This is a genomic window from Streptomyces sp. NPDC104581 (assembly GCF_055583685.1).
In genome coordinates, this window is record NZ_JBVJNN010000070.1 from 1 (window position 1) to 19,178 (window position 19,178).

The following is a 19,178-nucleotide window of genomic DNA, read 5'->3' on the forward strand; positions in this document are numbered from 1 at the left end:
GACGGGTTGGCGGAGGTTGTCGTACCAGTAGGTGCTGGTCAGGGTGGTGGTGTCGGTGGGCCCGTGGGTGGGGTGGGTGGTGGAGTGGAACGGGATCTGGGCGGTCTGGGGGGTGATGTCGGCGAGGACGGTCAGGAGTTGTTCTTTGAGTGCTTCGACGTGGGGGCTGTGGGAGGCGTAGTCGACGGGCAGCAGCCTGGTCTGGACATCGGCGGCGGTGCACTGGTCGAGGTAGGTGTGGATGTCCTCGGTGGTGCCGGAGATCACCGTATGCGTCGGGGAGTTGATGACCGCGACCGACAGACTGCCGTATCCGGCGATCTGTTCGGCGACTTGTTCGTGGGGCAGGGTGACCGAGGCCATCGTGCCCCGCCCGGTCAGCGAGGTCAGGGCCTTGCTCCGCAGCGCGACGATCTTCGCCGCATCCTCCAGGCTCAGCGCGCCGGCGATGTGCGCGGCGGCGATCTCGCCCTGTGAGTGACCGATGACAGCGTCTGCACGGGTGCCGTGGTGCTCCCACAACCGGGCCAGCGACACCATGACGGCGAACAGGGCGGGCTGGACGACGTCCACACGCTCCAGCAGCGCCCCGGTCGGGTCGTTCAGAACATCACGCAAGGACCAGTCCACATACGGGTCCAGGGCCCTCGCGCAGGCTTCGATGGACTGGGCGTAGACGGGTTCCGTCGAGAGGAGGTCGGCGGTCATGAGGGGCCATTGGGCGCCCTGGCCGGGGAAGACGAACACCGTCTTGCCCTGCGGCCGTGTCACCCCGCTGACCACATGCGCACTGGGAGCCCCCTCGGCCAGCGCCGCCAGCCCCTCCAGCAACTCCACCCGCTCGGTGCCGACCACCGCACCCCGATGGCTGAGAGCCGTACGCGTCGTGGTCAGTGCATGCGCCACCTGCCCGGCCGTGATCTCCGGATACGCGGTCAGATGCGCGTGCAGCCGCGACGCCTGCGCCTCCAGCGCGTCAGCGGTATGACCCGACACCGGCCACACCACCACACCCGACCCGGCCCCAGGGCCGGACTCGGTCTCGGACTCCGTGATTTCAGCTGCCGGGGCCTGCTCCAGAATGACGTGCGCGTTCGTCCCGCTGATACCGAAGGCCGAGACACCCGCTCGCCTCGGCCTGCCCTCGCCCTCCGGCCAGGGAGTGTTCTCTCCCAGCAGCCGAACCGTCTCCGAGGACCAGTCGATGTGTGATGACGGCTCATCCGCGTGCAGGGTGCGCGGGAGCACACCCTCCCGCATCGCCAGCACCATCTTGATCACACCGGCGACACCGGCGGCCGCCTGCGTGTGCCCGATGTTCGACTTCAGCGATCCCAGCCACAGCGGAGCGCCCTCCGGCCGGTCCCGACCGTACGTCGCGAGCAACGCCTGTGCCTCGATCGGGTCACCCAGCGTCGTACCCGTCCCGTGCGCCTCCACCGCGTCCACGTCCGCCACCGACAGACCGGCGTTCGCCAGCGCCTGACGGATCACCCGCTGCTGCGAAGGGCCGTTCGGCGCCGACAGCCCGTTCGACGCACCGTCCTGGTTGACCGCAGAGCCCCGTACCACCGCGAGGATCTCGTGCCCGTTCCGTACGGCGTCCGACAGCCGCTCCACGAGTACGACTCCGGCACCCTCCGCGAGCCCCGTGCCGTCCGCCCCGTCGGAGAACGCCTTGCACCGGCCGTCCGGTGCCAGACCACCCTGGTAGTCGAAGTCGACCAGCATGCCGGGCGTGGCCATGAGGGTGACGCCGCCCGCCAGGGCGAGGTCGCACTCGCTCTGCCGCAGGGACTGGCACGCGAGATGCAGCGCCGTCAGCGACGACGAGCACGCGGTGTCCACCGTTACGGCCGGGCCCTCCAGGCCCAGCGTGAAGGCCACCCGCCCGGAGATGACGCTCGGCAGGCTGCCCGTCATCAGGTGGCCCTGGACGCCTTCGGCCGGCTCACTCAGCCGGGGGCCGTAGTCCTGGTGGGTGGCCCCGATGAACACACCCGTACGCCCACCGCGCAGCGAGCGCGGCTCGATGCGTGCGTGCTCCACCGCCTCCCAGGCGATCTCCAGGATGACCCGCTGCTGGGGATCCATGGCCAGCGCCTCGCGCGGCGAGATGTTGAAGAACTCGGCGTCGAATCCGGCGATGTCGTCGAGGAAGGCGCCCTGCGGTTCACGGCCTTCGGGACGCAGCGTCTCGGACTCGCCGACGGCGCGCTCCAGATCCCAGCCGCGGTCGGTCGGGAACGTGGAGACGGTGTCGACACCGTCGGCCAGGACTCGCCACAGGTCCTCGGGGGAGGCGACACCGCCGGGGAAGCGGCACGCCACGCCGACGATGGCGATGGGTTCCTGCTCTCCCGACACGGCGGCGTCGAGTCGTTGCCGTGTGCGGCGGAGGTCGGCTGTGACGCGCTTCAGGTAGTCGCGAAGTTTGTCCTCGGTGCTGATACTCATCCGCTACCGTCCGCCCTTTCACAGCGTTGGCGGGCCCGATTTCGAGCCGCACAGGAAATCGGCCTGCGCCGCCTGCGTAGTTCGGGCGAGGAGCGGCAAGTGACGGTGAACGGGGTCCCGGTACGCAGGAGGGCGCTACTTGATCCGTACAAGCGGCTTGACGCTAAGCACGCGGACTAAAGCGGACCTAAGAGTCCGTTCCGTCCGTCGAACCCCTGCTCCGGGCGGGCTTCCACCGTTCTTAGCTGGGCTTTAGCGGACGTGGACAAGGTGAGGCCGGGTAGGGTGCGCGCCGCAGGTGCGACGCATGCGAATGAATTCGTCCCGCATACAGGAAGTTCTCCACCATGACCAGCACCTCCACGTCCGTGCCCCTTCCTCAGCGATTGCTCGCCATCTGGCGTGACGTCCTGGATACACACCAGGTGGATTGCGACGGACTCACGGTTGACACGGATCTCCCCGACCTGGGGACCCGTTCGATCCTCATCATCGAGATCGCGATGCGCATTCAGCGGGAGATCGGTGTCGACGTACCGCTGGAAACGTTCATCGAGACGCGGACGATCGACCAACTCGCCAAATCCATCCTGGAGATGGACCCGGAGGCGGACTCCCGATGACCGATGTCTCCGTCGAGACACCTGGCACGAAGAAGGACACCGAGACCGCCACGGGCACCAGCACCGACGTGACCGCGACCAGGAACACGGACGCGCCAACGAACACCGACGCGACCGCCACCACGACCACGGACGCGAACCCGACCGGGAACGCCGACCTGACGGCGGTCGGTCCGCTCACCGAGCTGGCGGACGACGACCTCGAACTGCTCCTGCTCATCCGGCACTTCGAGCGCAAACTGCTCGACCTCTTCGGGCAGGGCGAGCTGAACGGCACCACCCACACCTGTCTGGGACAGGAGTACGTGCCGGTGTCGCTGAGTCCCCTGCTGGAGGACCGCGACTTCGTTTTCAGCAATCACCGGGGCCATGGCCACTACCTCTCCCGGTTCCGCGACCCGGCCGGTCTGCTCGCCGAGATCATGGGGCGCGAGGGGGCCGTGTGCTCGGGTGTCGGCGGCAGCCAGCACATCCTGCGTGACCGCTACCTCTCCACCGGCGTACAGGGCCAGAGCCTCCCGGTGGCCGTCGGAGCGGGACTGCATCAGCTGCGAGCCGACCCGGGCGGGCTCGTCTGTGCGTTCATCGGTGACGGCACATGGGGCGAGGGCGCGGTGTACGAGGCGCTGAACATGGCCCAGCTCTGGCGGGTGCCGCTGCTGGTGGCCGTGGAGCACAACGGCATCGCCCAGTCGACCCCCGTCGAGTCGAACATGGCCGGCACCATCGAGGGCCGGGCCGCCGCCTTCGGGATCCGCTACCAGCGGGTCGCCTCGCTGGACGTGAACGCCGTCCGTGCCGGCCTGGCGCCACTGGTGCGCGAGGTGCGGGAGCAACGCAGCCCGCTGGTGGTCGAGTTCGTCACGCATCGGGTCGGACCGCACAGCAAGGGGGACGACACCCGGACGCGTGAGCAGCTGGCGCACGCGCGGGAGCACGACTGGTACCGGCTCTACGGCGCCGCTTTCCCCGAGCACTTCGAGAGCTGGGACGGCAAGGTCAGGGCCGAGGTGGACGAGATCGCGCGGGACGTCTCCGGACGGCCGCCGGCGGTGTGGAGTGGCGCATGCGCGTAGCCGAGAACCTCAACCAGTCGCTTCACACACTGCTGGAGGCGGAGCCCCGGGCGTATGTCCTCGGGGAGGACATCGCCGACCCGTACGGGGGAGCGTTCAAGGTCACCAAGGGCCTGAGCGACAGCTTCCCGGACCGTGTCCTCACCACGCCCATCAGCGAGTCGGGGATCGTCGGGGCGGGCGCGGGGCTGGCACTCGCGGGTGACGTGGCGATCGTCGAGATCATGTTCGGCGACTTCGTCGCGCTCGCCTTCGACCAGATCGTCAACTTCGCGAGCAAGTCGGTGTCGATGTACGGGCGCCGGGTGCCGATGCCGCTGGTGGCTCGCTGTCCGATGGGCGGCCGGCGCGGCTACGGGGCGACCCACAGTCAGAGCCTCCAGAAACACTTCATCGGCGCGCCCGGCCTGTCGCTCTACGAACTCTCCCCGTTCCGGGACTCCTACGAGTTGCTGTCGGAGATCGTGGAGCGGGAGGAGCCCGCGATGCTGTTCGAGGACAAGGTGCTCTACACGAGCCGGATGTTCACGGACGGCCACGTCGACGACCTGCTGTCCTTCGACCGGCATCCTCAAGCGCCGGACGTGGCACGGGTGTTCGTCGATGACCCCGACGAGTACGACGTCGTGCTGATCGCGGCCGGCGGCATGGCGCACCGGGCCTGTGAGGCGGTGCGCGACTTGCTGGTCGAGGAGGAGATCACGGCGCTGCTGCTGGTGCCGACCCGTCTCTACCCCTTCGCGGCGGAGCCGCTGCTCGCCACGCTGGGCGCGGCCGATGTGATCTGTGTGGCCGAGGAGGGCACGTCCGGCGGCACCTGGGGCGCGGAGGTGGCGCAGCAGTTGCACCAGCGGCTGTGGGGCACGCTGCGCCGTCCGGTACGGCTCGTCCACTCCGCGGACAGCGTCATTCCGAGCGCCGCCCATCTGGAGGAGCGCGTTCTGGTGAGCGGAGACACGATTAGGCAAGCGGTTGTGGAGGCCCTGCGTGACTGAGATCCGTGTGCCCAAGCTGAACAACAACGACACCGAGTACACACTCGTCGAGTGGCTGGTCGATGAGGGCAAGCCGGTCGGCGAGGGCGATCCGGTGGCCGTGGTGGAGACCTCGAAGGCGGCGGAGGAGCTGGAGTCCGCGGCCGAGGGTGTTCTGCGTCAGTCGCTGGAGGCCGGGTCGGTCTGTGCTCCCGGTGATGTCATCGGGCATCTGCTCGCCCCCGGCGAGACCGTGGAGGCGTCCCCGGCCCCTGTGGTGGCGTCGTCAGCCGATGCTGTTCCGGGGGGCGATTCGTCTCCCGCCGGCGTGACGATCACCAAGCCGGCACAGGTGCTGATGACGGAGTGGGGGATCGGCGAGGAGCAGGTCCGGGGCTGGGGGCTGAAGGTCGTCAGGCGGACGGACGTCGAGCGCCTCGCGGGCCCGGCGCCCACCGGGGCGGCGGCGCGTGGCGCGGAGGGCGAGTCGGCCCCGACACCCGCCACGGAGCCACCGACCGCCGCCACGCACTCCGCGAAGGGCACTGTCCCCACCCTGTCGCAGGCGCTGGCGCCCGTTCAACAGGCCGTCGGGCGAAGTGTGCTGACGTCACATCAGACGATTCCCGCCGCGTACACCGTGGTGAAGGTGGATGTCACCCGGGCCCAGACCCTGGCGGCGCGAGAGGGCAAGCGGCTCCGCCGACTGGTCGGTCTGCCGGAGCTGCTGCTCTCGGCCGTCGCCCGCTCGTACCGGGCCTTCCCGCTGGTCTTCGCGCGCCTCGCCGACTCCCGCACGGTGGAACTGGCCGAGGCCGCCCATGTGGGTGTCACGATGGATGTCGGCCAGGGACTGTTCGTGCCCGTGGTGGAGCGGGCGTCGGATCTGACGTTCGAGGAGATCGTCGAGGCGGTTTCGGGCTTCCGGCGCACCGTCATGACGGGCACCTTCCGGGAGTCGGAGCTGTCGGGCGGCAACATCACGGTCACCCTGCACAACGACCTCGACGTGGTGGCGGCGGTGCCGTTCGTCTTCCCCGGACAGGCGTGCGCGCTCGCTCTCGCCGGCCCGCAGCAGGAGCTGTTCCTGGACTCCGACGGAGCCGTGACCGCGCGGACCGTGGCCAATGTGGGCCTCGCCTACGACCACCGGCTCCTCAACGGCCGTGACGCCGTGCTGTTCCTCCAGCGGGTCAAGGCGCTGCTCCAGTCACCGGAGAAGCTCCTCGGGGAGGCGTGACACGGCGTCAGCCGACCGGCTGCGGTCCGTCCCGGTGCTCAGAGGGACCGCAGCCGCGTCTCCGCGCCGTGACCGGGCGCGCCGTGACCGATCGCACCGCGGTCGAACGCTCCGTACCCGGCTGGTGCGTAGTCCGGTGTGAACGCCTCCAGCCTGCTCTTGAGTTCGGTGAGCACGTCGGCCGCTTCCGCGCTGTCGACGATGCGGTGGTCGACGGCCAGGCTCAGCCGCATCATCGGCGCCACCGTCACCTCGCCCCCGCGGACGACCGCGCGGTCCACGACCCTGCCCACACCGACGGTGACGGCGGTGCCTCCGACGAAGTGGAAACTGTCCACGGCTCGGTGACCGAGCGAGGTGATGGCGACCGTGCCGATCAGCTCCGGGCGGTGCCGCAGCGACCGGGTCCTCAGCTTGAACAGCGCCCGGCCCAGAGGGGTGGGCAGCCGGTGAAGGGCGCGTATGCGCGCGTACTCGGGCATGGTGTCGGGATCGCCGCCCCGGAAGTGGTTCACCTGTTCCTGGATGGTGTCGAGCGAGGCGTCGTCCAGGGACGGTATGACGGTCGAGAGCACGACCCGTCGGCCGTTCAGCGACGAGTCCAGGGTGAGCTTCCCGCTGACCATCGAGTACCGCGCGACGCGGGGACGCATCCGGCCGCGGATCGCCGCATTGACCTCCGGATGGTTGCTGAGGACCCGGCCGACGGCGTGCATGACGTAGGCGACGACGGAGTATGCCTTCGGAGCCTGGCGGGCGCTGATCCGGTGCTGCTGGACCCTGCTCATGTCGACCTCGGTGTCGAGGAACGCGGCCGCCGCCGCGCGGTTCTCCTCACAGAGGTAGAGAGTGTGGCGGCGCTCGGGGTGGAAGGCTGTCGCGCTCATCGCCGCGCCATTGCCCTGTGCGTGCCCGCCGGGGCGCCGGTCTCCGGCCGATCCGCCCCCGGGGCGTGTGGTGCAAGTCCCGTTGGGCTCACGGCGTCTGGCGCGCACGCTCGCCGTGTTGTCGGAGTCGCCCGAGTACGCGCGGTACGAGGGCGATCCTCCGTCTCGCGATCGTGCGCACCGGGCGCCGTGAGCCCCGCCCTCCGGGCGGACGACGCCACTCTCACCACATGCCCCGGACCGCCGCACCCGGTATGTTGTCCGAACGCGGGCGCCGTCGGGCCGGGCTTGTCGCGGGTCAGGGCGGTGAAGTCGTCGATGGCATTCACGCAAGTTCCTCCGATGGTCGATTCGGATACTCGCGTCCGAAGCTAAAAAGCCTCTTAAATCATGGCCGAGTGCCGCTGGTCCGTAAGGAATCAGACAAGGCAGAACTCGTGCCCCTCCGGATCCGCCATTTCCATATGGTCCGGCCGGCCCTGCGACCGGTGTTCCCGTATCACCGTCGCTCCCGCCGCCGTCAGCCGATCGACCGCGGCCAGGACCCGTGGCCACCGGGTCTCCCACGGGATGTCCCGGCCGCCCCCGACCTGGATGTCCAGATGCAGCCGGTTCTTGACCACCTTCGACTCCGGGACCTTCAGGAAGGACAGGGCCGGGCCCACGCCGTCCGGATCGGCGAGATACGCGCCGTCGTCCCACTCCTCCTCCGGAACCCCGAAGTGCCTGAGCCACGCCTCCCAGGTGGCGAAACCGGTGGGTGGCGGCTTCTCCGTGTACCCGAGGGCGAGCGCCCAGAAATCCGCCAGCTTCGCGGGATGCGCGCAGTCGATCGTCAGACTCCATCCGGTCGCCACCATGCCTCCTCCGTCACGTCTCCTCGTTCGTGTGTGCGAATCGTATCGGGCGGCACCGACAGCGCCGTCCGCACGCCACGGAGCCGGGCCGACGGGGAGCAGCGGGGGAGTAGGGGTTGATCGGCGCGGACGCTTACCCAATTCTTGTCGAATGCGCTACTTGCGGGCACGCCGAGTTCGGAGCGATTACCGATGACCTATGAGATACGCGGCGCGTCGCCCCCTCCGGCCGCCACCGTGCCTTCCCTCGCGGAGCCCGCCACTTTCCCGGCGAGGCCCGGCCGGCTCGTCGCGACGAGCGATCTGCACATCCGTTACCCCGAGAACCGGAAGATCACCGAATCCCTGTGGCCCGAGTCGGAGAACGACTGGCTCCTGGTGGCCGGTGACATCGGCGAGCTGGTGTCCGACATCGAATGGACCTTGCGCACGCTGAGCGAGCGGTTCGCGAAGGTCATCTGGGTGCCGGGCAACCACGAGCTGTGGACCGCCCCCGACGACCCGGTCAAGCTCAGGGGCGACGCCAAGTACCGCCATCTGGTCGAGCTCTGCCGGGAGATGGGCGTCGTCACGCCCGAGGACCCCTACCCGGTCTGGGAGGGCGAGGGCGGCCCCGCCGTGATCGCGCCGCTGTTCCTCCTGTACGACTACTCCTTCCGGCCCGCCGGGACGTACTCCAAGGAATCGGCCCTCGCCGTGGCCGAGGCCGCCGGTGTCGTCTGCACGGACGAGTTCCTGCTCCACCCCGACCCCTACCCCAGCAGGGAGGCGTGGTGCCGCGCCAGGCTCGCGGCCACCGAGCGCCGGCTCATGGAGATCCCGCCCGAGCTGCCCACCGTCCTGATCAACCACTGGCCGATCGTGCGCGAACCCACGAACGTGCTGTGGCGGCCGGAGTTCGCGCTCTGGTGCGGCACGGAGGGCTCGGCCGACTGGCCGCGCAGGTTCCGGGCCGCCTCGGTCGTGTACGGGCATCTGCACATACCCCGGCTCATGTGGTGCGACGGCATACCTCATCAGGAGGTCTCGCTCGGCTACCCGAGGGAGTGGGGACGGCGCGCCCAGGAACCGGGCAGGCCCGTGCAGATTCTGCCGCTGCCGGTCCGCGGCGAGGCGGGGGTGGCGAGATGATCGAGCGGATCGTGCCCGCCGAGGCGCAGACGGCCGAGGCGTACGGAGACGTCCCCGGGGCCACGCTCTTCCCCGAGGAGGAGCTGCTGGTGAAGTCCGCCGTGGCGCAGCGCCGCAACGAGTTCACCACCGCCCGGCACTGCGCCCGCCAGGCCCTGGCACGGCTGGGCGCCCCGGCGGGGGCGATCCTCACCGGGGAGCGCGGCGCGCCGCTGTGGCCCGAGGACGTGGTCGGCAGCATCACGCACTGCGCGGGCTACCGCGCGGCCGTGGTGGCCCGCCCCGCGCGGGTGGCCGCGATCGGTGTCGACGCCGAGCCGGCGCTGCCGCTCCCCGAGGGCGTCCTCGAAGCGGTGGCGCTGCCCGACGAGCAGATCGCGGTGAAGGAACTCCTGGTCTCCGCGCCCGGCGTCGCCTGGGACCGGCTGCTGTTCAGCGCCAAGGAGTCGGTATACAAGGCGTGGTTTCCGCTGACCAGGCGCTTCCTGGAGTTCGAGGAGGCCCGGCTCGTCTTCGACCCGGCGGGAGGAACCTTCACGGCGCGTCTCCTCGCCGGGCCGGCGCGGGCCGGGGGCCGGACGCTGCACACGTTCGACGGCCGCTGGCTGTCGGACGACGGCATCGTGCTGACGTCCGTCACGGTCCCGGCGTAGGGGCGGTCAGGAGCGCCGGGCGGGGCCGCGCGGGCGGCCCGTCCGGCACCCGCGCACGGCGCTCTCAGGCGATCGACGCCGACACGATCGCCGACACCGCGATGTTGCACGACGCCGTCACCCACACCGCGGGGTGCGGCTCCGCCTCGACCAGCGTCGCGCCGAGCTTGCCCGGGGTCACCAGGTCCACGACCAGGAACGCCACGGCCATCATCACGAGGCCGAGCAACCCGAACGCGGCCGTGGACGCCAGGCCCTTGCCGAAGTCGTCGTAAGTCGTCCAGATGGACGTGAAGACGATGCCGCCGATACCCAGGAGCGCCGAGCTGAGCAGGAGCGCGGCGTTGCGGTTCCGTTCCTCCCAGATCTGCTTCCCGAGCTTCCCCGGCGTCAGCACGTCGACGAGGACGATACCGAGGATCAGAAGGACCACACCGAGCCCGCCGTAGGCGCCGGCCCGGCCAAGTCCGTTGACTATGTCGTTCATTGAGAAGCCCGTCTCCGCTGCTGAAGATGATCGTGGCAAAGGCGTCGCAAAATGTATCGCACGGGGAGCGGGCCGTGAGGGAGAGCCGGGAACCGCGGCCGAACCGCGCCCTGACCGTTGCCGGACGCTCACCGGACGGGCGGCGCGCCCTCCTTACTACGATCGGTGCGACCGCCGTCGCGGCACCCGCGCCGGCACGCGCGTCGCGCCCCGCCCGGCGGCGCCGCGCCCGCCACCGAAAGGACCCCCGTCGTGCAAGCCGCCACCCCCGTCAACTCCCCGGACACCCCGCCGGCCGGAGACGATCCCTACGACCGTCCCGTCGCCGGACTGCTCGCCGGGATGACCGACGAGGAGAAGCTCGGCCAGCTCCAGCAGCTCGCCTGGGCGGGCGCCACCGGCCCCGGCGGCACCCAGACCCGGGAGGCCGAAGAGGCCGCCCGCGCGGGCCTGTTGGGCTCCGTGCTGAACATCCACGGAGCCAGGGAGAGCAACGCGCTCCAGCGGATCGCCGTCGAGGAGTCCCGGCTCGGCATCCCGCTGATCTTCGGTCTCGACATCATCCACGGCTTCTGGACCACCTTCCCGATCCCCCTCGCGCAGGCGGCGAGCTTCGATCCGGCCGTGTCCGAGCTGGACGCGTCGGTCTCGGCGGCCGAGGCGCGGTCCAACGGAGTGCACTGGACGTTCGCGCCGATGATGGACGTCACCAGCGAGCCCCGCTGGGGCCGTATCGCCGAGTCCGGTGGTGAGGACCCCTATCTGAACGGTGTGCTGGCGGCGGCCAAGGTGCGCGGATACCAGGGCGACGACCTCAGGGCGAAGGACCGTATCGCCGCCTGCGCCAAGCACTACGTCGCGTACGGCGGGGCCGAGGGCGGCCGGGACTACAACACCGTCGACGTGTCCGAGGCCCGGCTGCGCAACCACTACCTGCCGCCGTTCAAGGCGGCCGTGGACGCCCGCGTCGCCACGGTCATGGCCGCGTTCAACACCATCAGCGGAGTTCCCGCACACGGCAACGAGCACACGCTCACCCGGATCCTCAAGGAGGACTGGGGATTCGACGGCTTCGTCGTCAGCGACTGGTCCGGGGTCCAGGAGCTGATCCCGCACGGATTCGCCGCCGACGGCGAGGACGCGGCCCGGCTCGCGCTGGGCGCCGGTGTCGACATGGAGATGGTCAGCACCCATGTCGTGGACCACGGACGGAAGTTGCTGAGCGAGGGGCGGATCGACGCCGCCCGGCTCGACGACGCGGTCACCCGTGTCCTGCGCGTCAAATTCCGGCTCGGACTCTTCGACGACCCCTACGTCCCCGAACAGGCCGAGATCGCCGGGCCGACGCCCGAGGCCCGGTCGGCGGCACGTACGGCCGCCGCGCGCTCCATGGTGCTGCTCAGGAACGAGGCCGGCACGCTGCCGCTCGCGAGGACGGTCCGCTCACTCGCCGTCGTCGGGCCGTTCGCCGACTCCGACGACCTCCAGGGCACCTGGGCGGGGCCCGGCGCGGAGAAGTTCCGGTCGGTCACGGTGCTCGACGCCGTACGGGCCGCCCTCCCGGACGCCACCGTCACCCATGCCCTCGGCACCGACGCCGCCGGCCGGGACACCGGCACGCTCCCGGACGCCGTCGAGGCGGCGCGGGCCGCCGACGTCACCGTGGTCGTCGTGGGGGAGAGCCCGGACATCAGCGGCGAGGCGAACTCGCGCAGCGACATCGGACTGCCGGGCCGGCAGGAGGAGTTGATCGCGGCGGTCGCGGCCACCGGCAAGCCGTACGTGGTCGTCCTCGTGAACGGCCGTCCGCTCGCCCTCGGCGGCTGGGTCGACGACGCCCCGGCGGTGCTGGAGGCGTGGCACCCCGGCATGGAGGCCGGGAACGCGATCGCCGACGTGCTGTTCGGGGACGTCGACCCCGGCGGCCGGCTCCCGTCGTCCTTCCCCCGGACGGTCGGCCAGCTCCCGGTCCACTACAACCACGAGCGGACCGGCCGCCCCTACGACCCGGCGGACCCCGACCAGCGTTATGTCTCCCGTTACCTGGACGTGGCGGACGGCCCGCGCTACCCGTTCGGCCACGGGCTGAGCTACACGACCTTCGCCATCTCCGAGCCCGTGCTCAGCCGGAGCTCGATCGGCGCGCGGGCCCTGCGCGACGGCGACACGGTGGAGGTCGCCGTCACCGTACGCAACACCGGCGGGCGGGACGGGGACGAAGTCGTCCAGCTCTACCTGCACGACCCGGTCGCGAGCATCGTCCAGCCGGTCCGGCGGCTGCGCGGATTCAGCCGGGTGAGCGTCGCGGCCGGGGAGTCCACGACCGTGCGCTTCAGCCTCGGCGCGGCGGACTTCGGCTTCTGGACCAATGACCCGGACGGCCGGTTCGTGGTGGAGGAGGGCACGGTCGACATCATCGTCGGCGCCGACTCGACGGCCACCGCCAAGGACACGCTCACGATCGTCTGAGGCCCGCCCGGGAGCGGTGCCCGGAGAGACCGCGGGCACGCTCCCGTGGCGCTAGCTTGCCTCACGGAGGGACCCGCCGGACGATGGTGCGGCGGGTCCCTCTCGCGTGCGGGCAGAGCGCCCCGGACAGCCCCTGGGGGCGCCCGGCGACCACGACCAGGGAGACTCCCGCATGACAGAGACCGACATCCGCGACGACCGGGCGCGGGGCAGGTTCGAGGCGTTCGAGGGCGACGAGCTCGTCGGCGTCATCGCCTACTTCGTCCTGGCCGGCGCGCCCGCCGCGCTCGTGGCCGTGCACACCGTCGTGGAGCAGGGCCACGAGGGCAAGGGCATCGCCGGCGCGCTGGTGAGGGAGTTCTACGCGACGGCGGCCCGCGAGGGCGTGCCCGTCGTGCCGCTGTGCCCGTACGCGGCCAGCTGGACGCGGCGGCACCCGGACGAGGCGGCCGTCGCCCCGGCCCCGTCCGAGGACACGGTCCGCGCCGCGCGGGCCCGGCTCAAGGCGGACTCCGGGCGCCGGTGAGGCCGGAGCGGCAGCGCCGGTCCGCCCGGATGCCGGTGGTGCGGAGCGATCATGAGTGGACCCGGCGCGCGTGGGCACGTGCATCGGGAGACATTGGGAAAGCACGAGTCCGTACTCTTGGAGGACTGGCATGACCCACCCGTATCCGGACCCCGTACCGCCCTCGCCCACCCCGCCGCCGGGGCCGCCCGGCCCCGAACCGGGTCCGGCGCCCGGACCGGTACCGGGCCCCGCGCCCGTCCCCGGGCCGCCGCCCGGCCCGGCACCGGACCCGATCCCCAGCCCGCCCGGCCCGGACCCTGTCCCCGACCCGGAACCGGCGCCCGGCCCGCTCGGCTAGGTCCTGTCTTCGGACTGGCGTCGTCCGCCCGCAGGGCGGGGCCCACGGCGTCCGGTGCGTGCGCTCGCGAGGCGGCGGACCGACCTCGTACCGGTGGTACTCGGGCGGCTTCCGGCAACGGCGGCGAGGGCGCGTGCCAGGTGCCGTGAGCCAGACGCCAGTTCGAAGACAGGGTCTGGGGAACGCCCAGGTGGGTGCCCTCTGTCGGGGGGGGGGGGGGGGGGGGGGGGGGGGGCGGGGGGGGGGGAGGGGGGGGGGGGGGGGGAGGGGGGGGGGGGGGGGGGGGGGGGGGGGGGGGGGGGGTGTGCCCCCCCCCCCCCCCCTCCCCCCCCCCCCCCCCCCCCCCCCCCCCCCCCCCCCCCTTGCCCCCCCCCCCCCCCCCCCCCCCCCCCCCCCCCCCCCCCCCCCCCGACAGAGGGCGAGCGCGGCCGGGTCAGCCGGACACCTCGGAGCGGTCCCCGCCCCACAGCGTGTGGAACGAGCCCTCGCGGTCCGTGCGCCGGTAGGTGTGCGCGCCGAAGAAGTCACGCTGACCCTGCGTGAGCGCCGCCGGCAGCCGCTCGGCGCGCAGCGCGTCGTAGTACGAGAGCGCCGCCGCGAAGCCCGGCGTCGGTACACCCTGCCGTACCGCCGTCGCGATCACCTCGCGCCAGTCGTCCTGCGCCGCGCCGATCTCCTCGGCGAACTGCTTGTCGGCCAGCAGGCTCGGCAGATCGCGCTGCGCGTCGTACGCGCCCCGGATCCGGTCCAGGAACGCCGCGCGGATGATGCAGCCCGCGCGCCAGATCGCGGCGACGGACCCGAGGTCGATGTTCCAGCCGTACTCCTCGCTGCCCGCCTGGATCTGGTGGAAGCCCTGCGTGTACGACACGATCTTCGACGCGTACAGCGCCTGCTCCACCCGGTCCGCGAAACGCGCCGCCTCGTCCTCGCTCAGCGCGGTCGCCGCCGGGCCCGGCAGCGTCTGCGAGACGTCCCGCAGCGCGGCGTGCCCGGAGAGCGAGCGCGCGAAGACCGCCTCGGCGATGCCGGAGACCGGCACACCGAGATCGAGGGCGATCTGCACCGTCCAGCGGCCGGTGCCCTTCTGCTCCGCCTGGTCGACGACGACGTCGACGAACGGCTTCCCCGTCGCGGCGTCCTGATGGGCCAGCACCTCGGCCGTGATCTCGATCAGATACGAGTCGAGACGCCCCGTGTTCCACGTCCGGAACGTCTCGGCGATCTTCTCGGGGGAGTAGCCGGCGACCGCGCGCAGCAGGTGGTACGCCTCCGCGATGAGCTGCATGTCGGCGTACTCGATGCCGTTGTGCACCATCTTGACGAAGTGTCCGGCGCCGTCGGGGCCGATGTGGGCCACCGTCGGGGTGTCGTCCGGCGCCTTCGCCGCGATGCGCTCCAGGAGCGGGCCGAGCGAGGCGTAGCTCTCCTTCGAACCGCCGGGCATGATGCTCGGCCCGTGCAGCGCGCCCTCCTCTCCGCCGGAGATGCCGACGCCGACGAAGTGGATGCCGCGCTCGCGCAGCTCCTTCTCCCGGCGGCGGGTGTCGGCGAAGTGCGCGTTGCCGCCGTCGATGATGACGTCGCCCTCTTCGAGCAGCGGGGCGAACTCCTCGATGACGGCGTCGGTGGCGTCGCCGGCCTTGACCATGATGACGAGACGGCGCGGGCGCTCCAGCGCCGCGACGAACTCCTCCGCGGAGTCCGCGGGCACGAAGGCGCCCTCCTCGCCGAACTCGTCCACCAGGGCGTGGGTCTTCGACGCCGTGCGGTTGTGCAGGGCGACGGTGAAACCGTTGCGGGCGAAGTTGCGGGCGAGATTGCGGCCCATCACCGCGAGCCCGGTGACGCCGATCTGGGCAGTACCACTCATGCGTGTGCTCCTGGGTCTCCGTCGGATGTACCTCGTCCGGCGGTGGAGGTACGCGGCGCCGGACGGGGCTGTTCATCGATCTTCAAGCCGCCCGCATTCTGTCGCATTACGGGGCGGACGCGTCGCGACCGTTCACCTCTTGGGCGGAAGGGGTGCCGACGCGGACCGTCGTTCACCAACTCTTGACACTCTCTCAGCGGCGGCGTAACACTGGCCTGGCTTTGGAGAGCGCTCTCCCGCAGTGATCCCGGGTGTTTCCCGACGGTCCCGGATCAGGGGGCCGCTCTCCGCGGTGCACCGTCCAGTACCACTCTCTCCCCCCACCGCATACGACGCGTATGCGGACGAAGAGCGGCATGGAGGTCCGCATGGCCGAACGACTCCGCAGAACCACCCTGGTGTCCGCGCTGCTCGTGTTCACCGCCCTGGCCCTGGTGGCCATGGGGCTGACCGCGATCACGGACACCGCAACCGCCGACCCCAAGAACGACCGCGGCACCACGGCCGCGTCCCACGCGGGACACAAGATGCCACCGGCCGTCCCCGTACCCTCGGGCGACGACCCCGACGGCGACGGCTACATACCGGCGAACCCGCCGGTCACCGGCGTCGAACCGTCGGACGAGATCCCGCCGCACCGCTACTTCCACGAGTTCCAGGCGAACTGCGACGCCACCCACACCAGGCCGGACGACCCGATCGTCTACCCGGGACAGCCGGGCGCGTCGCACGACCACACCTTCATGGGCAACCGGACCACCGACGCCAACAGCACCACGGCGTCGCTGGACGCCGGCACCACCGCGTGCAAGGCGCCGGGCGACCGGTCCGCGTACTGGATGCCGACGCTGCTCAACGACGACCAGCCGGTACGGCCCGTGGGTCCGCAGACCATCTACTACAAGGCGGGAGTCACCGACTACCGGACCGTCCGGCCGTTCCCGAAGGGGCTGCGGTTCGTCGTCGGCAGCCCCACCCAGACGGCCGCGGAGTTCCGTGACCACCCGGGCTGGGTGGAGGGCTGGGAGTGCGGTGAGTCGTACAACAACACCGAGATCCCGGCCAGTTGCCCGGCCACCCGTGATGTCCAGCTCAACCTGCGTTTCCAGGCGCCCAGTTGCTGGGACGGGAAGTATCTGGACACCCCGGACCACAAGAGTCACATGGCCTATCCGCGCGTTCAGGGCGCCAACCAGGACGTCTGCCCGGCGTCGCACCCGGTGGCGCTGCCGATGATCGAGTTCAAGATGGCGTGGCCGGTGAACGGGGACATGTCCAAGGTGAGACTCGCCAGCGGGACGGGGCACTCGTTCCACTACGACTTCTTCAACGCCTGGGACAACGCCACGCTGGCCGCCATGGTCAACCACTGCGTCGTCGGCGGCCTCCAGTGCGACGCGCGGGGCTACGACCAGAACAACCCACAGGCCGGCGCGGCTCTGAACGAGGACTACGAACTGCCCTGACCGTCCCACCGTCCTGACCGACCCGCCGTCCTGACCGGCACCGCTCTCCCGCCGGGGTGCACTCCGCCCTGACGGGAGAGCGCTCTCCCGCTCCTGCTCCGTTTCGCGCTTCCCGTATCCCCGCCCGCACTCTCCCCACAGGTGACTCATGAGCGATTCACGACTCCTTCCGAGATCCGCGCCCGGCCGGCCGCGCACGCTGGCGTCGGTCGCCGCCACCGCACTCCTCGCCGCCTTCGCCGTGACCCTCCCGGCCGCCCAGCCCGCTCACGCCGCGGGCAGCGTCGTCAAGGTCACCGGCTCCCAGGGCGCCTGGCAGCTGACCGTCGACGGAGCGCCGTACCAGGTCAAGGGCCTGACCTGGGGCCCGTCCGTCGCCGACGCCGACACGTACATGCCCGACGTGGCCTCCATGGGCGTCAACACCGTCCGGACCTGGGGCACCGACGGCACCACCAAGCCCCTCCTCGACTCGGCAGCCGCCAACGGCATCAAGGTCATCGCCGGTTTCTGGCTCCAGCCCGGCGGCGGTCCCGGCAGCGGCGGCTGCGTCAACTACCTCACCGACACGCAGTACAAGAACGACATGCTCGCCGAGTTCCCGAGGTGGGTGGAGACCTACAAGGACCACCCGGGTGTGCTGATGTGGAACGTCGGGAACGAGTCCGTACTCGGCCTCCAGAACTGCTACAGCGGCGACGCGCTGGAGCAGCAGCGCAACGCGTACACCACCTTCGTCAACGACATCGCCAAGAAGATCCACGCCGTCGACCCGAACCACCCGGTCACCTCCACCGACGCCTGGACCGGCGCGTGGCCCTACTACCAGCGCAACTCGCCCGACCTCGACCTGTACGCGGTCAACTCCTACGCCGACGTGTGCAACATCGAGGAGACCTGGAACGCCGGCGGCTACACGAAGCCCTACATCGTCACCGAGGGCGGCCCCGCCGGTGAGTGGGAGGTGGACGACGACGTCAACGGCGTGGCCTCGGAGCCCGCCGACACGGCGAAGGCCCAGGGGTACAAGGACGCCTGGGACTGCGTCACGGGCCACGAAGGCGTCGCGCTCGGGGCGACGCTCTTCCACTACGGCACCGAGTACGACTTCGGCGGCGTCTGGTTCAACCTGCTGCCCGCGGGTCAGAAGCGCCTCTCGTACTACGCGGTGAAGGAGGCGTACGGCAGGAGCACCGCGGGTGACAACAAGCCGCCGGTGATCTCGGACATGGCCGTCGACGGTGCCACGTCCGTTCCGGCCGGACGTCCGTTCAAGGTCACCTCGGACGTGACCGACCCCGAGGGTGACCCCCTGGGCTACGAGGTGCTGGTCAACAGCAAGTACATCGACAACAGCGGGCAGTTGACACCCGCCCGGTTCACCGCCGAGGGCAACGGGGACTTCACCGTGACCGCGCCCGACAAGCTCGGCGTGTGGAAGGTGTACATCAAGGCGACCGACGGCAAGGGCAACGTGGGGATCGAGACCAAGTCCTTCAAGGTCGTGCCGCCGCCCGTCGACGGCACCAACGTGGCCAGGGGCAAGCCGGCCACCGCGTCGTCCTTCCAGCCCGACAGTGTCGGCTGCCCCTGCCCGGCGGCCAGCGCCGTGGACGGCGACTTCGGCAGCCGGTGGGCCAGCGAGTGGGCCGACCCGCAGTGGATCCAGGTGGACCTGGGCGCGCGCACCGCGTTCAAACACGTACAGCTCGCCTGGGAGGCCGCGTACGGCAAGAGCTACACCATCCAGACGTCCGACAACGGGCAGGACTGGAACACGGTGCGGACCGTCACCGGCGGCGACGGCGGGATCGACGACATCGCGGTCAACGGCGAGGGCCGCTACGTACGGGTCAACGCGACCGAACGCGGCACCGCGTGGGGCTACTCGCTCTACGAGTTCGGCGTCTACAGCTGACCGCCGGCCGTGGGTGTCCGGCCGTCTCCGGCCCGGCACCCACGGCCCGCCACTCCCGCCGTGCCGCGCCCACCCCGCCGGCGGCGCGGTGGGGGGGGGGGGGGGGGGGGGGGGGGGGGGGGGGGTGGGGAGGGGGGGGGGGGGGGGGGGGGGGGCGGGGGGGGGGGGGGTGGGGGGGGTGGGGGGGGGGGGGTGGGGGGG

General features: G+C 71.1%; 15 protein-coding genes. 10 read left to right on the forward strand and 5 right to left on the reverse strand.

Going from position 1 to position 19,178, the window contains the following annotated elements:
- Positions 1 to 2,457, reverse strand: a 2,457-nt coding sequence (locus ACZ61E_RS31605) for a type I polyketide synthase (protein ID WP_469703748.1), incomplete at its 3' end; no start/stop codon positions are given.
- A 347-nt stretch (positions 2,458 to 2,804) separates the two neighbouring features.
- On the opposite strand from ACZ61E_RS31605, the gene ACZ61E_RS31610 reads away from it, so the two are divergent.
- The 4 genes from ACZ61E_RS31610 to ACZ61E_RS31625 are packed head-to-tail and all read left to right on the forward strand — an operon-like array spanning position 2,805 to position 6,370.
- Positions 2,805 to 3,080 carry an acyl carrier protein gene (locus tag ACZ61E_RS31610; RefSeq protein WP_469703749.1) on the forward strand — a complete coding sequence of 92 codons (276 nt, stop codon included), beginning with the start codon at positions 2,805 to 2,807 and terminating at the stop codon, positions 3,078 to 3,080.
- Positions 3,077 to 4,156 (forward strand): thiamine pyrophosphate-dependent dehydrogenase E1 component subunit alpha, encoded by a 1,080-nt coding sequence (locus ACZ61E_RS31615; RefSeq protein ID WP_469703750.1) that lies wholly within the window; start codon positions 3,077 to 3,079, stop codon positions 4,154 to 4,156. Before ACZ61E_RS31610 ends, ACZ61E_RS31615 begins: the two co-directional genes overlap by 4 nt.
- On the forward strand, positions 4,147 to 5,151 hold the full coding sequence (locus ACZ61E_RS31620; protein ID WP_469703752.1) for an alpha-ketoacid dehydrogenase subunit beta: 1,005 nt from the start codon (positions 4,147 to 4,149) through the stop codon (positions 5,149 to 5,151). The genes ACZ61E_RS31615 and ACZ61E_RS31620 overlap by 10 nt, the downstream gene beginning before the upstream one ends.
- Positions 5,144 to 6,370, forward strand: coding sequence for a 2-oxo acid dehydrogenase subunit E2 (locus ACZ61E_RS31625; protein WP_469703753.1), 1,227 nt, complete (start codon positions 5,144 to 5,146; stop codon positions 6,368 to 6,370). Before ACZ61E_RS31620 ends, ACZ61E_RS31625 begins: the two co-directional genes overlap by 8 nt.
- Before the next feature lie 38 nt (positions 6,371 to 6,408).
- On the opposite strand, the gene ACZ61E_RS31630 is transcribed toward ACZ61E_RS31625, so the two are convergent.
- Both ACZ61E_RS31630 and ACZ61E_RS31635 read right to left on the reverse strand, forming a co-directional pair.
- Positions 6,409 to 7,257, reverse strand: a complete 849-nt coding sequence (locus ACZ61E_RS31630) for a 2-oxo acid dehydrogenase subunit E2 (protein WP_469703755.1) — start codon at positions 7,255 to 7,257, stop codon at positions 6,409 to 6,411.
- 419 nt (positions 7,258 to 7,676) lie between these two features.
- Complete coding sequence (locus ACZ61E_RS31635) at positions 7,677 to 8,114, reverse strand: VOC family protein (RefSeq protein WP_469703767.1); 438 nt, start codon at positions 8,112 to 8,114, stop codon at positions 7,677 to 7,679.
- A 192-nt stretch (positions 8,115 to 8,306) separates the two neighbouring features.
- Here ACZ61E_RS31635 and ACZ61E_RS31640 point away from each other — a divergent pair, with 192 nt between their 5' ends.
- Together ACZ61E_RS31640 and ACZ61E_RS31645 are read left to right on the forward strand one after the other, a co-directional pair.
- The gene (locus ACZ61E_RS31640; RefSeq protein ID WP_469703757.1) at positions 8,307 to 9,245 is read left to right on the forward strand and encodes a metallophosphoesterase family protein; all 939 of its coding nucleotides are present in this window, start codon (positions 8,307 to 8,309) and stop codon (positions 9,243 to 9,245) included.
- The gene (locus ACZ61E_RS31645; RefSeq protein ID WP_469703758.1) at positions 9,242 to 9,898 is read left to right on the forward strand and encodes a 4'-phosphopantetheinyl transferase family protein; all 657 of its coding nucleotides are present in this window, start codon (positions 9,242 to 9,244) and stop codon (positions 9,896 to 9,898) included. Before ACZ61E_RS31640 ends, ACZ61E_RS31645 begins: the two co-directional genes overlap by 4 nt.
- Positions 9,899 to 9,962: 64 nt before the next feature.
- Here ACZ61E_RS31645 and ACZ61E_RS31650 read toward each other — a convergent pair whose 3' ends face one another.
- Positions 9,963 to 10,385: a DUF350 domain-containing protein gene (locus ACZ61E_RS31650; RefSeq protein ID WP_469703760.1), complete on the reverse strand. Its 423-nt coding sequence runs from the start codon at positions 10,383 to 10,385 to the stop codon at positions 9,963 to 9,965.
- Between the two features lie 342 nt (positions 10,386 to 10,727).
- Here ACZ61E_RS31650 and bglX point away from each other — a divergent pair, with 342 nt between their 5' ends.
- Together bglX and ACZ61E_RS31660 are read left to right on the forward strand one after the other, a co-directional pair.
- Positions 10,728 to 12,854, forward strand: coding sequence for a beta-glucosidase BglX (bglX, locus tag ACZ61E_RS31655; RefSeq protein WP_469703769.1), 2,127 nt, complete (start codon positions 10,728 to 10,730; stop codon positions 12,852 to 12,854).
- A gap of 172 nt (positions 12,855 to 13,026) precedes the next feature.
- Positions 13,027 to 13,380 carry a GNAT family N-acetyltransferase gene (locus ACZ61E_RS31660; protein ID WP_469703761.1) on the forward strand — a complete coding sequence of 118 codons (354 nt, stop codon included), beginning with the start codon at positions 13,027 to 13,029 and terminating at the stop codon, positions 13,378 to 13,380.
- A gap of 773 nt (positions 13,381 to 14,153) precedes the next feature.
- On the opposite strand, the gene gndA is transcribed toward ACZ61E_RS31660, so the two are convergent.
- Positions 14,154 to 15,593, reverse strand: a complete 1,440-nt coding sequence (gene gndA, locus ACZ61E_RS31665; RefSeq protein ID WP_469703763.1) for an NADP-dependent phosphogluconate dehydrogenase — start codon at positions 15,591 to 15,593, stop codon at positions 14,154 to 14,156.
- Positions 15,594 to 15,961: 368 nt separating this feature from the next.
- Between gndA and ACZ61E_RS31670 the strand changes: the two genes are divergently transcribed.
- Complete coding sequence (locus ACZ61E_RS31670) at positions 15,962 to 17,059, forward strand: DUF1996 domain-containing protein (RefSeq protein WP_469703764.1); 1,098 nt, start codon at positions 15,962 to 15,964, stop codon at positions 17,057 to 17,059.
- A 148-nt stretch (positions 17,060 to 17,207) separates the two neighbouring features.
- Entirely contained in the window at positions 17,208 to 18,977 is a 1,770-nt protein-coding gene (locus ACZ61E_RS31675; protein ID WP_469703765.1) for a discoidin domain-containing protein, read from the forward strand.
- The last annotated feature ends 201 nt before the right edge of the window (positions 18,978 to 19,178 follow it).